General features: G+C 64.5%; 4 protein-coding genes. All 4 read right to left on the bottom strand.

Annotated features, from left to right (window positions below; genetic code table 11):
- Nucleotides 1-91: 91 nt before the first annotated feature.
- The 4 genes from PMI34_RS15055 to PMI34_RS15070 all read right to left on the bottom strand — a co-directional run bounded on the left by PMI34_RS15055 (nt 92) and on the right by PMI34_RS15070 (nt 17117).
- On the bottom strand, nt 92-1057 hold the full coding sequence (locus tag PMI34_RS15055) for an alpha/beta hydrolase (RefSeq protein ID WP_008049760.1): 966 nt from the start codon (nt 1055-1057) through the stop codon (nt 92-94).
- Between the two features lie 93 nt (nt 1058-1150).
- Nucleotides 1151-12952 carry an amino acid adenylation domain-containing protein gene (locus PMI34_RS15060; protein WP_008049758.1) on the bottom strand — a complete coding sequence of 3934 codons (11802 nt, stop codon included), beginning with the start codon at nt 12950-12952 and terminating at the stop codon, nt 1151-1153.
- Nucleotides 12949-16047, bottom strand: coding sequence for a non-ribosomal peptide synthetase (locus tag PMI34_RS15065; RefSeq protein WP_008049757.1), 3099 nt, complete (start codon nt 16045-16047; stop codon nt 12949-12951). Before PMI34_RS15065 ends, PMI34_RS15060 begins: the two co-directional genes overlap by 4 nt.
- Before the next feature lie 11 nt (nt 16048-16058).
- Nucleotides 16059-17117 carry a TauD/TfdA family dioxygenase gene (locus tag PMI34_RS15070; RefSeq protein ID WP_008049756.1) on the bottom strand — a complete coding sequence of 353 codons (1059 nt, stop codon included), beginning with the start codon at nt 17115-17117 and terminating at the stop codon, nt 16059-16061.

Genomic DNA, 17117 nt, shown 5'->3' with positions numbered 1-17117 from the left:
AGAGTACAAAGTCCCCTGTGGGAGCGAGCAAGCTCGCTCCCACAGGGATTGCATTTAACTGATCGGCATCCGTTAATCCCCTCACAACAAATCAGGCCAAACTCTCGCCAATCTGCGTCGCCAGTTGCACCAGCATCCCAGGCACTTCCTGGACCATTTCGCCCATACGCGCAAAGTCGTGGGTCATGCCGGCCTTCACCTCCAGCACCACGGGATGCCCCGCTGCGCGCAGTTTCTCGGCCCAGGCCAGGCCTTCATCGAGCAACGGATCGTACTCGGCCAGCCACAGCACTGTCGGCGTCAGCCGTTGCACGCACTCGGCGTACAGCGGCGAAAAACGCCAGTCGGCACGGTCCGCTTCGCTGCGTTGGTATTGCTGGTAGAACCATTGCAGCGTGGTGGCTTCCAGCAGATAGCCTTCGGCGAATCGCTCCAGGGACGGGCGTTTTTTTACCGCGTCGATCACCGGGTACAGCAACACTTGCAGGCGCGGCACCAGCGGCCAGCCCAATGGGTCCTGGGCAATGGCGATGCACAGCGATGCCACCAGACTGCCGCCGACGCTGTCCCCCGCGAGCGCAATGCGCCTCGCGTCCAGGTCCAACGCCTTGGCTCCGGTGATGGCCAGCCAACGGGTGATGTCTTCGGCATCGTGGTAAGCGGTGGGAAAACGGTGTTCCGGCGCCAGGCGATAATCCGCCGACAACACGGCAAACTCCCCTGCCAGCGCCAGACGCCGGCACAGGGTGTCGTGGGAATCGAGGCTGCCCACCACGTAGCCGCCGCCATGGAAGTACAACAACACCGGGCGCGGTTCGCCGTCCGGTTGCGGCTTGGCGTACAGCCGCGCGTTGAGCAAATGCCCGTCCCGCGCCGCAATGCTCACCGCCGTCACCGTCAACGCGCCCGTCGGAGCGGCATCGAGCAACTGCGACGTCTGTTCGAATTGCTGCCGCGCTTCGCCAGGAGTCAGCTCATGCATGGGTTGGCTTTTGCCGCCGAGGCGGCCGAACTCGGCCAACTCCAGAAAACCTTCGATGTCCGGGTGCAGTGCCATGGGCGGTAGTCTCCAAAAATAAACAGGCTTGCCCAATAAACGAACCGTGAGGGCCGTTCATTAGGGCGAGCCTGTTTTTGTCGCGGGCAAGCCCTAGAGCTGCGGCACCACCTCCCGCCCCAGCGCCGCCACCACGGAGTCCAGGCACTCATCCTGCTGCAGGATATCGAAGTGGCCGGCCGCTACCGTTTGCACCTTGCGCAGCCGTGGTTGCTGACGCTCCAGGGTCGCGCGTTCGGTCGTCGGGTTGCCATCGGCCCACCAGCAATGCAGCTCGGTCTGCGTAATCGGCAGGCTTTCGACCTGCCGCGACAGCGTCTTCAAGCGCGTGCTGACCATGAACGTGTGGGCCAATTCGTCGGCGCCGAGCAGCGCGTAACCGCCGGCCTGATCGCATTCGCTGTCGATCACCGCGCGAATGATCCGCGCCACGGCGTCGTGGTCCCCTGCTCTCTCGGCAATCAGTGCCCGGGCGATCACCTCGCCATCCATGCCCAAGGTGGCACCGAGGAACCCGGCCAGATCCGCGCGCCACTCATCCGGGCCGGCAACGGCATTGGCCTGGGTCGGTACAAAGCTGTCCACCAGACCGATGAATGCCACATGCTGGCCCTGCTGTTCGAACAGCTCACTCACCAGCAACGCCAACGCCCCGCCCAGCGACCAGCCCAGCACGTAGTACGGGCCCCGGGGTTGCCGGGCGCGGATCGCCTCGACGTAGTCGGCGGCCATCTGCAAAAGCGAGGTGTCGTGCCACTGCCGGTCGAGCAGCATCCGGCATTGCACGCCGTACACCGTGCGCTCGCCCTCCAGGCGCCGGGCCAATGGCTCGTAATCGAACACTGTGCCGAAACCGGCGTGCAGGCAGAACAGCGGCGGCTGATCATTCACCACCTGGTTGAGCAGCAACAGCGGTTGCGGACTCTGCCGCAGCGGCTGTTCATCGACTCCGGACAACCCGGCAATCGTCGGCTTGGCCATCATGTCCCGCAGCTTGAGCTGGAAGCCAGGCTCATTCAGGGCGCGGACTTTCGAGATCACCTTGAGGGTGCGCAGCGAATCACCGCCCAACTCGAAGAAGTTGTCGGTAATGCCGATTTTCTCGATGCCCAGCACCTGCTGCCAGATGTCCGCCAGCGCCCATTCCAGCGGCGTGCGCGGCGCCACGTAGTCGCGACCGGTGAAGGCCGGATCCGGCAGGGCCTTGCGGTCGAGCTTGCCGTTGGGGGTCAGCGGGAAGCGCGGCAGCACCACGACCTGCGTCGGCACCATGTAGTCGGGCAGGCTTTCGCGTAATGCCGCCTGGCAACGCGGGCCGAGGCCATCGTCTTGCGCCGCCACCGCATAGCCCACCAGTTGCGGCCCTTGCCCGTTGTCCCGCACCACCACCAGCGCATCGTTGACCCCGGCCTGCTCGCGCAAGCGGGCTTCGATTTCGCCCAGTTCGATGCGGAAGCCGCGCACCTTGACCTGATGGTCGATGCGCCCGACGTAATCGAACACGCCATCCTCGCGACGGCGCACCAGGTCGCCGGTGCGGTACAGGCGCCCGCCTTCGCTGCTGAACGGGTCGGCGACGAAGCGCTCGGCGCTCTGCCACGGATGGCGATGGTAGCCCCGCGCGACGCCCCGTCCGCCGATGTACAGCTCGCCGACCATGCCCACCGGCAGCGGGTTGAGGTCCATGTCCAGCACGTGCAGGCTGCGGGCGCCGACGCGTTGGCCAATCGGCGCGTACATCGCCTGGCACTGGCCATCAGCGGCGATTTTCCACAGCAGAGGCGTGACCACGGTTTCCGTAGGGCCGTAGCCGTTGACCAGGAATTGCGGCCTGAGTGTGTGCTTGACCCGTTCAAATGTGGCGTCCGGCACCGCATCGCCACCGAAGCAATAGATGCGCACCGGCGGTGGATCACCGCCCTGCAGTTCGGCGTGCTCGGCCAGTTGCAGCAGGTACGCCGGGGGGAAGCAGGCGACGCTGATGCGCTGGCGGTGCAGCACCGCCAGGGTCTGCTCGGCGGTCCACAAGGTGTTGTCGCGGATCACCAGGGTCGAGCCGCTGATCAGCGCGGTGATCCAGCGTTCATGGGCGCCATCGAAGGCAAACGACATGAAGTGCAGTTCGCGATTGCCCGGGTCCATTTCGTATAGTTCGGCGATGGCCTGTACGTGCATGCTCAGTGGTCCGTGGGCGACGGCGACGCTCTTCGGTTTGCCGGTCGAACCCGAGGTGTAGATCAGATAGGCCAGTTGCTCGGCGTGCACCACGCGTTGCGGCGCCGGCGCCTCGACGTCGAGGTTCAATCGGTCCACCGCGACCATCGCCGTGCCCGGATTCAACTGCGCTGTGTCGCGCAGCCGTTCCTGGGTCAGCAGCAGGCGCATGTCGCTGTCGGCCATCATGTAGCGCAGGCGTTCCTGCGGGTATTGCGGGTCCAGCGGCACGTAGGCGGCGCCACACTTCATCACTGCCAGCAGCGACACCACCAGCTCCAGCGAACGCTCCATGAACACGCCGATCACGTCTTCGGCCTGCACGCCCTGTTCCAGCAGATGCACCGCCAACGCATCGGAGCGCTGGTCCAGCTCCGCGTAGCTCAGGTGCTCGGCATCGCGGTCGGCATAACTCAAGACCAATGCAGTGTGATCCGGTTGCAGTCGCGCACGCTGACGGATCAGCTCGTGCACCGGTGTCTCGTCACCGTCCGCCACCACCGGCAGTTCGCCGTCCAGCGCCCGGCCTTCGTCCGGGGTCAGCAGGCCGAGCTCGCCGACGGCGCGCCCGGCGTCGTCGCACAGGCGCTGCATCAGGCTTTCCATGTGGCTGCGCAGGGTTTCGACGGTGGCCAGGTCGAACTGGTCGCGCTGGTGCATGTACTCGATACGCAGCCCTTCGTCGAGGCTGACCATCAGGTCCATGGCGAAGCTGGTCAGGCCGAAATCGGAGACATCTTCAAAGCGCAGGGAATCACCGTTCCACTCGCGCAGGGTGCGGTCCACCGGCTGGTTTTCGAACACGATGATGCTGTCGAACAACGACTGCCCGCCCTGCCCGGCCCAGCGCTGGATATCGCTGAGCGGGGTTTGCTGGAAGTCGCGGATGTCGAGGTTGCAGGCCTGGATTTCGCGCAGCCAGTCACCGACGCTGACGTCAGTCGGCACGCTGTTGACCACCGGCAAGGTGTTGATGAACAGCCCGAGCATGTTCTCCGAGCCGTTGAGGGTTTCCGGACGCCCGGACACGGTGGCGCCGAAGGTCACCGTGCGCTGGCCGGTGTAGCGCTGCAACAGCAGCAGCCACGCGGCTTGCACCAGTGTGTTGAGGGTCACTTGCTGTTGCTGGGCAAAGGCCTGCAAACCCGCAGTCTGCCCGGCGCTCAGGTGCGTGTAGATCGCGTGATAACCCGCTTGCGGCGCTTTGACCGGCAGTGCGCGGGCCAGGTGGGTGGCGCCTTCGAGGTTACTGAGCTTGCCTTTCCAGAACGCCTCGCTGGCCTCGGCGACTTGCTGGCAGAGCCAGTCGATGTAGTCGCGATAGGCGGCCACCGGCTCGTGCTCTTCACCGCTGTAATGGCGCAGCACTTCACCGATCAGGCGCGACACGCTCCAGCCGTCCATGAGGATGTGGTGGTAGGTCCAGATCAGGCGATAGCGGTCGTCCTCCAGACGCACCAGCAACAGGCGCAACAAGGGGGCGCGATTGAGCGAGAATCCGCGTTCGCGCTCCTCCAGGGCCAGTTGGCGGACGCGTTCAGGCTGATCATCCAGCCCGCGCCAGTCCAGCTCGGTCAACAACGAAGGTACATCGCGCCGCACCACTTGCAGCGGCTCCTTGTCGCCTTCCCAGAGGAATGCAGTGCGCAGAATTCCGTGACGTTGGGCGGCATCGGCCCAGGCTTCGCGGAAACGCGCGCCATCCACGCCGCGCACGCCCACTTCGATCTGGTTGACGTACAACCCCGAATCGCCGTCCTGCACCGAGTGGAAGAGCATGCCTTGCTGCATCGGCGACAGCGGATAAACGTCCTCGACTTCGTCCGCTGTCAGTTCCAGCGCCTGATATTGCGCTTCACTCAGTTCGATCTTTGCAGCGGCAACCACAGTCGGTACGGCTTGATCCGCCTCGACCGGTTGGGCGACCGTCGCCAGCTCGGCGAGGGTCGGATGGCTGAACACATCCTTGGGCGAAATGCTCAAGCCGGCCTTGCGCGCCCGGCTGACGGCCTGGATCGAGATGATGGAATCGCCGCCCAGTTCGAAGAAGTTGTCGTGCATGCCCACTTGCGGCACTTCGAACAACGCCTGCCACACCGCTTGCAACGTCGCTTCCACGGCATTGCACGGCGCAACGTATTCGCGCACTTGCTGATCCGGTTGCGGCAATGCGCGGCGGTCGAGCTTGCCATTGGGTGTCACCGGCAACAGATCGAGCAGCAACACGTGGCTCGGCTGCATGTGCTCTGGCAGCGCGTTGCGCAGGTGTTGCTTGAGACGATCAACAGCGGCATCACCTACGACGTAAGCCACCAACTGCTTGGATTTGCCAACGTCCATGGCGATCACCACGGCTTCGCGCACCTGTGGATGCTCCAGCAGGCAGGCTTCGATTTCCCCCAGTTCGATGCGCAAGCCGCGGATCTTCACTTGATGGTCGATGCGGCCGACGTATTCGATCACGCCGTCCTCGCGGTAGCGCGCCAGGTCGCCGGTGCGGTACAGGCGCTCGCCCCGCTGACCGAACGGGCTGGCGACGAAGCGCTCGGCAGTCAGGTCCGGACGGCTGTGGTAACCACGGGCCAGGCCGATGCCGCCCAGGTACAGCTCACCCACGCAACCCTGCACCTGCGGTTGCAGGCTGTCGTCGAGGATGTAGGTCACCAGGTTGGCAATCGGATAACCGATCGGCACGCTGAAGCCGCCGTCGTCGATACAGGTCCAGTGGGTCACGTCGATGGCCGCTTCGGTCGGGCCGTAGAGGTTGTACAGGCCAACGTCCGGCAGCACGCGGAACAGGCTGTGCTGCAAGTCCGCCGACAGGGCTTCGCCGCTGCACAGGATCTGCCGCAGGCTGGCGCAACGCTCGAAGCCTTCGCCCTGGACGAACGCCTGCAACATCGACGGCACGAAATGCAGCGTGCTGACCCGGTACTGCTCGATCAGGCTGACCAGTTGCGCCGGATCACGATGGGCACCCGGTTCGGCCACGGCAAGGCGTGCACCCACCATCAGCGGCCAGAAGAACTCCCAGACCGACACGTCGAAGCTGAACGGGGTTTTCTGCAACACGGTGTCGCGCCCGTCCAGTGGGTACGCGCCCTGCATCCACGCCAGGCGGTTGTACAAGGCATCGTGACGGTTGGCCGCGCCCTTGGGTTTGCCCGTGGAGCCGGAGGTGTAGATCATGTAGGCCAGCGATTGCAGCTCGACCACGCAGGGCAGGTTTTCGTCGCTCAGGCCGTCCAGCAAACCGGCCATGTCGTCGAGACAAATCGCCGTGGTAGCGGCCGGAATCGGCAACTGCTCAAGCAGATGCCGCTGGGTCAGCAGCAGGTGCACGCCGCTGTCGTCGAACATGTGTTCCAGGCGTTCGCGCGGGTAATCCGGGTCCAGCGGCACGTAGGCGCCGCCGGCCTTCATGATCGCCAGCAGGCCGATCACCAGTTCCAGCGAACGCTCGGCGGCAATGCCCACCAACACTTCGGCACCGACGCCCTGGCTACGCAGGTAGTGCGCCAGTCGGTTGGCCTGTTGGTTGAGCTCGCGATAGCTGAGGGTCTGGCCGGCAAATACCAGGGCCGGGGCCTCCGGGGTTTGCAGCACCTGGGCTTCGAAGCACTGGTAGACCGGGCGCACATCCGGCCAGGCCTGCGCGGTGCGGTTGAAGCCTTCGACTTGCTGCGCCGTTTGTGCGGCATCGAGCAGGTTCAAGCGCCCCAATGGCTGTTGCGGCGCGCAGACCATGGCATCGAGCAACGCCACCAGCCGAGTGCTCAAACCCTCAATGGCCTCGGCACTGAACAGCGCCACGTCGTAGTTGAAACGCAGGTCCAGGCATTCACCCAGTTCGGCGGCGATGGCCAAGGGGAAGCTCGTCTGGTCGTGGTTGCTGATGCCGGAGAACTTCAGCGCGCTGGCGTTACCCTCCTCCAGCGCTTGCGCCACCGGATAGTTTTCAAACACCAGCAGCGTGTCGAACAGCGCTTCGCCAGAGTGACCGGCCCAGCGCTGCACGTCCGCCAGCGGCGTGTATTCGACTTCGCGCAACCTGAGGTTGAGTGCCTGGACTTCATCGATCCATTGGCTGACGGTGCGCTCGGGGTGCGGTGTGGCGATCACCGGCAAGGTGTTGATGAACAGACCGATCTGCTGCTCGATCCCCTGCAACTCACTCGGACGCCCCGACACAGTGGCACCGAACGCCACCGTTTGCTGCCCGGTGTAGCGCTGCAACAGCAACAGCCACGCCGCTTGCAGCAGGGTGTTGGGCGTGACGCGGGCCTGGCGGGCAAACCCGCTCAGGCGCTCGGTGGCCGCGCGGTCCAGGCTCAGGTGCAGGGTGCGATGACCGTACCCCTGCCCTGCAACCGGTCCCGGAAAGGCGCCGGCCAGTCGCGTCGGCTCAGTGAATGACTGCAATTGCCCCAGCCAGAACGCCTCGCACGCGACACGGTCACGAGTACCCAACCAGCTCATGTAGTCGCGATAACGGCCAACACCCGGCGCCGGCATGACGCCGCAGTAGCGTTGCAGCACTTCGCCGAACAACTGCGAGGTGCTCCAGCCGTCCAGCAGGATGTGGTGGTTGGTGAAGATCAGGTGATGGCTGTCATGGGCAGTCTGCACCAGGGTCAGGCGCAGCAGCGGTGCCGCCGTCAGGTCGAAACCGCGCAGGCGATCTTCATCCGCCAATTGATCCAGGGCGTGGGGCAGGCCCGTTTGATCGCGCCAGTCGAGCAGGCTCATCGGCAGCCTGGCCTCGGCCAGTATCACTTGCAGCGGCAGCGAGCCATTGCTTTCGCTGAAGAACGCCGCACGCAACACTTCATGGCGTTGCAGCGTCTGTTGCCAGGCATCGCGGAACACCTCGACGTCGAGCCCCTGCACATCCACGCGCATCTGCGGCACGTAGGCCCCGGCATCCGGGGCGAACAGGCTGTGGAACAACATGCCTTGCTGCATCGGCGACAGCGGCAGGATGTCTTCGATCTGGCTGGCCGTCAGTGGCAAGGCATCCAGTTGCGCCTGATCGACGCGTACCAGCGGCACGTCGCTCGGGGTCAACCCGCCGGCACCGCTGAGGCAATGTTCGATCAGCTGTTGCAGTTCCAAGGCGTAGGCATCGGCCAGACGCTGTACGGTCTGTGGGTTGAACACTTCACCGCTGAAGGTCCAGCTCAGGCGCAGTTGCCCGGCGTAGACCTGGCCGTTGATGCTCAGGCCCCGGTCCAGTTCGGCCGATGCGCCCTGTTCGGCGCCACCGTTTTCCCGGGCAGGACGCCACGGCGCCTGCTCGTCGAAGCTGGCATCGAACTGGCCCATGTAGTTGAAGGTGACCTGGGGTGATGGCAGATCCTCAAGGCCGGCGTCGGCCAGATAGCGCAGGATGCCGAAACCGATGCCTTTGTCGGGCACGGCGCGCAGCTGTTCCTTGACTGCTTTGATGCTGCCGGCCAGATCAGTGGCCGGGGTGAGCTTCACCGGGAAAATCGAGGTGAACCAGCCCAGGGTGCGGGTCAGGTCGATGTCGTCGAACAAGTCTTCGCGGCCATGGCCTTCCAGTTTCACCAAGGTCGAAGTTTGACCGGTCCAGTTGCCCAACACCCGCGCCAGCGCCGTCAACAACAGGTCGTTGACCTGGGTACGGTAAGCTGCCGGGGCATCTTGCAGCAATTGCCGGGTCAAGGTGCTGTCGAGCACGGTTTCCACGCTCACGGCATGCTGGCTGGCCAGGCTGCCTTGGGGATTGTCGGCGAGCAGTTCCACCCGCACGTCGCGGTACTGGTCTTGCCAGTAACCGGCCTGGCTAGCCAATTCAGCACTTTGCGCATGGGATTGCAGGCGAGCGGCCCAGGCCTGATAGGCGCTGGTTTTCGACGGCAGACGCAGGGGTTGAGCGTGCTGCGCTTGTTGATAGGCGGTTTGCAAATCTTCCAGCAGCAATCGCCAGGACACGCCGTCCACCGCCAGGTGATGCACCACCAGCAGCAAGCGTTGACCCGCCGTGCCCATGTCCACCAGCAAGGCGCGCAACAGCGGGCCGTCCTGCAGATTCAGGCTGGCCTGCGCGGCGTTGCACAGTTCCAGCAGTTCATCGGCATTGGCGGCCTGGCGCTGCCACAGCACCTCGGCGCTGTTCCACTGCTCGGCCTGGGCCTGTTGCCATACGCCATCGACATTACGCAAACGCAGGCGCAATGCATCGTGATGCTCCACCAACGCGGACAAGGCCTGGTGCAGGCTGGCGCTGTCGAGCGGCTCGCGCAGTTCCAGCAGCAGCGACTGGTTCCAGTGATGACGGGCCTCGATGTCCTGCTCGAAGAACCAGTGCTGGATCGGCGTCAGCAACACCTCGCCGCGCACCGGCCCCTGGTCGATGAGCAACCCGGCGCTGCGTACCGCGACCTTCGCCAGGCTCTGCACGGTCTGGTGCTGGAACAGGTCCCGCGGGGTGATGCGAATCCCGGCCTGACGCGCCCGGCTGACCACCTGGATCGAGATGATCGAGTCGCCGCCCAGTTCGAAGAAGTTATCGTCGATGCCCACGCGCTCGAGCTTGAGCACGTCTTGCCAGATCGTCGCCAATGCAGCCTGCATCTCGTCCAACGGTGCCGAGTAAGCCTGTTGCGCCAGCGCGACGTCGGGCTTGGGTAGCGCGTTGCGATCAAGCTTGCCGTTGCTGGTCAGCGGCCACTGATCGAGTTTGATCAAGTGTGCCGGCACCATGTAATCCGGCAAACCGGCCTGCAAATGTTCGCGCAGAGACTGTCGCAAATCGCTGTCGTCGCCGGTAGCGGTGAACCACGCCACCAGTTGCGGGCTGCCATTGACCTCGGGCGCCAGCACCAGCGCCTGCTCGATGGCCGGATGGCTTTGCAGGCGATCCTGGATTTCCCCCAGCTCGATGCGAAAGCCACGGATCTTCACTTGATGGTCGATGCGCCCGGCGTACTCAATGCTGCCGTCGGCGCAGTACCGCGCCAGATCGCCGGTGCGGTACAGGCGTGCGCCCGACTCGGCGGCGAACAGATCCGGGACAAACCGCGTGGCGGTCAGGTCGGCACGCTGGTGGTAGCCACGAGCCAAGCCGGCACCGCCGACGTACAGTTCACCGACGCAACCCTTGGCCACCGGGTTCAGGCGCGGGTCGAGCACGTACCAGCGCAGATCGGCTATCGGCTCCCCCAGCGGCGAGCTGTTGGCGCCATCGAGATCGGCGCGGGACAGCGGTCGGCAGGTCACGTGCACGGTGGTTTCGGTGATGCCGTACATGTTGATCAGCAACGGCTGCCGGTCGTCGAAGGCGTCATACCACGGACGCAGGCTGGCTACATCCAGTGCCTCGCCACCGAACACCACATAACGCAGGGCCATGTTTTGCGCATCGGCGCAGGCGAACGGCATCAACTGGCGGAAGGCCGAGGGCGTCTGGTTGAGCACGGTGACACGCTCGTCACTGAGCAAGCGGGTGAAGTCCTCCGGGGAGCGGCTGACCGCGTGGGGCACCACCACCAGCTTGCCGCCGTAGAACAGCGCGCCAAAGATTTCCCACACGGAAAAGTCGAAGGCATAGGAATGGAACAGGCTCCAGACATCGTCCGCGTTGAAACCGAACCAGTGCCCGGTGGCGCTGAACAGCCGCGTCAGGTTGCTGTGGGGCAGCAGCGTACCCTTGGGTTTGCCGGTGGAACCGGAGGTGTAGATGACGTAGGCCAGGTTTTCTGGAGCGGTCAGGTTCGGCAGGTTGTCGGCACTGGCCTCGGACAGCCAGTCGCTGGCGTGATCGAGGCAGATCACTTCAATGCCTTCGTTCAATGGCAGGCGCGGCAACAGCGCGGAATCGGTCAGCAACAGGCACGTGCCGCTGTCGGCGAGCATGTAGGCCAGGCGATCCTGCGGGTACTCCGGGTCCAGCGGCACGTAGGCGCCACCGGCCTTGAGGATCGCCAGCAGGCTGACGATCATCTCCAGCGACCGCTCCAGGGCGATGCCCACCAACACGTCCGGGCCGACGCCGCGCTCGCGCAGGCGATGGGCGATGCGATTGGCGCGGCGGTTCAGTTCGGCGTAAGTGAGGGTGACGCCATCGCAGGTCACGGCGATGTTGTTCGGGTGCGCGGCGGCCTGGGCTTCGATCAGTTGATGGGCGCACAACAGGTTCGCCTGATCCCTGTTCAACACCGCACTGTGATTCCAGTCGAGCAAGGTGGCTTGCTGCTCGGCGGCGTCGAGCATGCACAGGTCCGCCAGGGCAACCGTGCTGTCAGTGCAAATCGCCTGCAACAGGTTCAGCCAGTGCCGGCCGAGGCGCTCGATGGTCGAGGCGTCGAACAGTTCGGTGGCGTAGACAAACGACGCATGGATGCCCTCGTCGCCCTCGACGGTGTCGAGCATCAGGTCGAACTTGGTGGTTTTCTCATCCCAGATCAGCGGTTCGACACTCAGCCCCGGCAGGTCCCAACGTTGTGGGCCGCCACTGTCGCGCTGGTGGTTGAACATCACCTGGAACAGCGGCGTGTGGCTCAGGCTGCGTTCCACGCCCAGGCCATCGACCAGTTGCTCGAACGGCAGGTCCTGATGGGCCTGGGCGCCGAGTGCCGCGGCCTTGATCTCGGCCAGCAATAGCCCAAACGGCTGGTCGGCCCGTGGCTGGCTGCGCAGCACCTGGGTGTTGACGAAAAAGCCCAGCAGGTTTTCCACGTCCTGGCGGGTACGGTTGGCAATCGGCACGCCGACGCGAATGTCCTGCTCGCCGCTGTAGCGATGCAGCAACGTCTGCAAAGCCGCCATCAGTACCATAAACAGGGTGCAGCCTTCGCGGCGGGCAAGATCCCGTAGTCGAGCGGTCAACGCAGCAGGGATATCCAGCTCGACGCTGGCCCCCTGCTGACTCGGGATCGCCGGACGACGACGGTCGGTCGGCAGGTTCAGTGGCGGGTGTTCATTGCCCAACTGCCCACGCCAGTAATCGAGCTGGCGCTCGGCCTCGCCGGCCTCCAGCCACAGGCGCTGCCAGCGGGCGAAGTCGGCGTATTGAATGCCCGGCTCCGGCAGCTGCGCAGGCTGCCCGGCACTCAGTTGTGCATAGAGTCGGGTGAACTCCTGCAACAGGATCGGCAGCGAGCCGCCGTCGGTGACGATGTGGTGGAAGGTCAGTACCAGCACATGTTGCTGCGCATCGAGGCGGATCAAGCGGCAGCGCATCAACGGGCCGTGCTGCAGGTCGAATGGCTGCTCGGCGTTCAGGGCGATCTGCCGTTGCAGTTCGACCTCGTCGCCAGCGCTGACTTCCACCAGCGGCGCATCCATCCGTGGGTGAATCTTTTGCAGTACTTGCTGCTCATCGAAGACGAAGGTGGTACGCAGCACTTCGTGACGCTGCACCAGCGCGTTCAGGGTTTGCGCCAGCGCCTCACGGCTCAGCTCACCACTCAGGCGGAAGGCACCGGTCAGGTTGTAGGCCGTGGCCTGGGGCTGCATCTGCCAGAGGAACCACAAGCGCTGCTGCGCGTAGGACGCCGGCAACGTGTCGACGGCGCGATCCCGTGGCGGGATCGGCAGCAGTTCCAGGGTCAGCCCCTGGGCGTGCATCTTTTGTTGCAACGCACGCCGGGCGTCCGCGCTCAAGCCGCAGAAACGCTGGGCCAGGGTCATCATTCTGTCCGGTGCGGCACTCATCGCGCGTGTTCCTCATCCACTTCGTCGAACAACGCTTCAAGGGCGTCTACATCGTTTTCTTTATGTTTACTGTGCTGACGGAACTGCTCGATCTGCGCCGCCAGTCGTTCCAGGGTGTCACCGTCGAAAAACAGCTTGAGCGGGATCGCCAGGTTCAGTTCTTCCTGAATCCGCGCACGAATGCGCGTGGCCAGCAGCGAGTGCCCGCCGAGTTCGAAGAAGTTGTCATGCACGCCGACGCGTTCGACGTGCAGCGCTTCGGCCCAGATCGCCGCCAGGGTTTTTTCCAGTTCGTTGCGCGGCGCGACAAAAACGCTGCGGCGCACGTCGAGATCAAGCAAGGCCTGGCGATTGAGTTTGCCGTTGGGCATCAGCGGGAAACGCTCCAGCACCTGCAAGCGCGCGGGTTGCAGGTGCTCGGGCAGCGCTTCGGCCAGATGGCTGCGCAATTCGTTGAGGCGGATGTCGGCGGTGTCGGCCGGGGACACCACGAAGCCCAGCAGTTGCGGGCCGGTCGGGGTTTCCCGGGCGATGACGGCGGCGTCTTCGATGCCCGGCGCGTTGCGCATGGCCGACTCGATTTCCCCCAACTCAATGCGAAAGCCGCGGATTTTCACCTGGTGATCGACCCGGCCCAGATACTCCAGCACGCCATCGGCGCGATAGCGCGCCAGGTCGCCGGTGCGGTACAGGCGCTGGCCCGCCGCCTTCGCGAACAGGTCGGGGACGAAACGCTCGGCGGTCAGCGTGGCCCGTTGCAGATAACCTCGGGCAATGCCGGCACCGCCGACATACAACTCGCCTTCGACGCCCACGGCCACCGGTTGCAGGTCCGGGCCGAGCACGTGGAGGCGCATGCCGGCAATCGGCTGGCCGATCGGCACGCTGTCATCGTCCTGGTCAAGCGGCAGTTCCCAGGCCGAACACCAGACGGTGCCTTCGGTCGGGCCGTATTCGTTGACCAGCGCCACCCCCGGCAACGCCTCGCGATGTCGCTGCACCAGTGCGTTGCCGCAGGCTTCGCCAGCGACGATCACACAGGCCAGCGCCTGGCGATCGAGGTGTTCAAGAATCTGTGCATGGTAGGACGGCAAGGTCAGATAGTGGGAAACCTCTTCGCGCTGGATCAACTCGGCCAGTCGGGCCGGATCCTTGTAGCTGTCTTCGTCCGGCAGGCACAGGGTCGCGCCCTGCCCCAGCGCCCAGAAAACCCCGGCCACCGAGCTATCGAAGGAGAACGACGAGAGCATCAGGAATGCCCGCAGCGACTGGCGATAGAACGCGTTGCGCGCCAGGGTCGAGGCCACGGCGTTGGCATGGCTGATCATCACGCCCTTGGGCTTGCCGGTGGAACCGGAGGTGTAGATGACGTAGGCCAGGTTGGCGCTGTCGCCCTGTGGCTCAGGCCGGATTGGCGCGGCGGACCAGACTTCGGCCCCCGGCATCAGGGAAATGGTCCGCTCACTGCGTAATGCATCCGGCAGCTCTTGGCAGGCCAGCACATGGCGCGCGCCGGTATCGGCGAGCATGAACGCCAGCCGCTCGATCGGGTAGTTCGGGTCCAGCGGCAAGTACGCAGCGCCGGCCTTGAGCGTGCCCAACAGGGCGATGACCATTTCCAGCGAGCGTTGGCCGTAGACCGCAACGATCTGATCCGGTTTGACACCTTGGGCGCGCAGGGTATTGGCCACTTGGTTGGAACGCGCATCGAGTTCGTCGTACCTCAGGCGCTCACCGTTGACGTTCACCGCAATGCGCTGCGGATGCAGGCGCGCCTGTTCGCTGAACAGTTCTTGCAGGAAGCGACACGGCAATGCCTGTTCGGTGGCGTTCGGGTTGAAGCCTTCGATAAGGCGAGTCCGTTGCGCAGCACTCAGCAGATCAGCCTGGGCCAGGGTCAATTCGGGCGCCCCCAGCAATTGGTGGCTGAACTCGACAAACTGCTCCAGCCATTCGGCCAGCATTGATTCGGGCAGCGCACCGTCAAGACACGACAACTGCAACTGATCGCCCTGCACCCGCAGGCGCAGGACTTCGGGGTTAGCGTCGTCCACCTCGATAGCGCCTTCAATGGCGGCCTGATAGACGAAGCCGTAACGCAGCGGCGCGGTGCCTTCGGCGCTCAGTTCGAATTCATTGAGACAATCGAGCCACGACAGCGACTGTTCGACGCTGGCGGCAAACGCCACCAGCGCTTGCGCCAGGGTCTGCTGGCTGCGGTGCTCGAAGGCCACCGGCAAACGCCGGGCGAAGCGTCCGAGGGTGGCGATGGTTTGCTCGTTGCGACCCTCCACCTGCCAGCCCATCAGCAGCTTTTCCTGATGGCCGATGCGCGCAACGAATGCGGTCCACAGCAAGAGCGCCAATTGCTCTGCCTCAACGCCAGCTCCGGCAGCGACCCGTTGCACGCCAGCCAGCCACTGGGCGTCAATCAACGTTGCCTGACGACGAACCAGCGTGACATCGACGGTTTTTTCGAACGCCAAGCGATGGGCCACGGCGAACTGCTGTTGCAGGTTGCGCCAGAACGCGGCGCCCTGGTGGCCGATGTCTTCCTCGCGCAGTTCTTCCTGCCATGCGCTGTAGTCCAGGTATTGCAGCGCGTCCTCGTCTTCGAGCAGGGGTTCGCCGCGCAACAGACTGGCGAGTTCAGCCGACAGCACCCGCAGCGAGGCCTCGTCGAAGCTGCATGCCGGGGCCAGCAGGGTGATGAAAGGCTGCCCTGCTCCGTCTTCAACCTGCGCCACCACCAGCGCCTGATTCGAATCTTCTGCCAAGACTTCGCGGCTGCGGCTCAAGGCCTCGGCCACCGAAGGCTGGCTGCCCAGCAGTGTGAGCGGCAAGCCATCGCACAGGCTTTGCACCGGCCACTTCATGCCCGGCAGGCGGCGGTACAGCGTGCGCAGGGTTTCATGGCGCTGGCCGAGGGTTTCCAGTGCCCTGCGCAACGCCTGGGCATCCACTGGCCGGGCGACCGGCAACGTCAGGGTGGCGAACAGCGGCCGTGCGCCCAGCTCCTGGGCACGCAAATAAAAGGCCTGCTGGGCCGAAGTCTGGAATACGTCTACCGAAGGTTCGAGGGCGGTGGTGTTCATGTCGGGTGTCCTTATTCCTGATCCAGGTCGGCGCTTTTCTGCGCGATGGCCATGGCCGTGAGGATTTTTCTGTAGCCGGTGAATTCGTTGCGCGCATGCACGCTGAGGATGTTGTCGAGCAGCACCACGTCGCCCTTCTCCCAGGCGAACTCGACCATCACCTCGCGGTAGATGCCTTGCAGGTGGCGAATCACATCGTCGGGAATCGGCGAGCCGTCGCCGAAGAAGGTGTTCTGCGGCAAATCCTGCGGGCCGAATTCACGCAGCAGGTTGTCGCGGATGCTGTCCGGCAGGGTCAGCGCGTTGAAGAAGGTGCCGTGGTTGAACCAGATGCGCTCGCCGGTCAGCGGGTGGCGCACGATGGCCGGGCCGTTCTGCCGGGTGCGCAGGCGGTTGCCCGGTTTCCACTCGGCCTGGATACCGATCTTGGCGCAGTAGGCCTCGACTTCGCCGCGATCCTCGCTCTGGAACACGGTCTGCCATGGCAGGCCCATACCGTCGCCGTAGTTGCGCACGTACATGATGCGTTTACGGGCAAATGCTTCGCGCACCGCCGGGTCGATCCGCGCGAGGATCCGGCGGGTATCGCCGAACGGCGTTTCACCGCCTGTGGTCGACGGCGTGTCGCAGTAGAAATACAGGTGACGCGGGAACACCGGCGAATACGAGTGTTCGTTGTGCGGGAAGATTTTTTCCGGCGCCGGGTAGTCGGTGGAGCTGTAGATCTTGAACTGGCCGCTGATCTGGGTGCGTGGCGAGGCGCGGAACAGGTACTCCAGGGCGCCGCCGGAAATTGCATCGACGCAGCGGTTGAACTCGCCGATGTCGGCCACCTGGAAGCCACGGAACAGGATCACCGCGTGTTCCAGCAGCTTGCTTTCGATCAGCGCGCGATTCTGGCTCGCCCATTCCACCAGGCTCACGCCGGACACGGCCGGACGGCACACCAGCGGCATGCTCAGGCCTTCGAACATCGGCGCAAAACTCACCAGCCGCGTCGGATCGGTGGACAGGCTTTTACGGGCACCACGGCCCATCCTGGGCATGGACCTGGTCGTTGAAACGGTCAT

The organism is Pseudomonas sp. GM74 (assembly GCF_000282455.1).
In the GTDB taxonomy this organism is placed as follows: Bacteria; Pseudomonadota; Gammaproteobacteria; order Pseudomonadales; family Pseudomonadaceae; genus Aquipseudomonas.
This window is presented reverse-complemented; position numbering and strand designations above follow the sequence as displayed.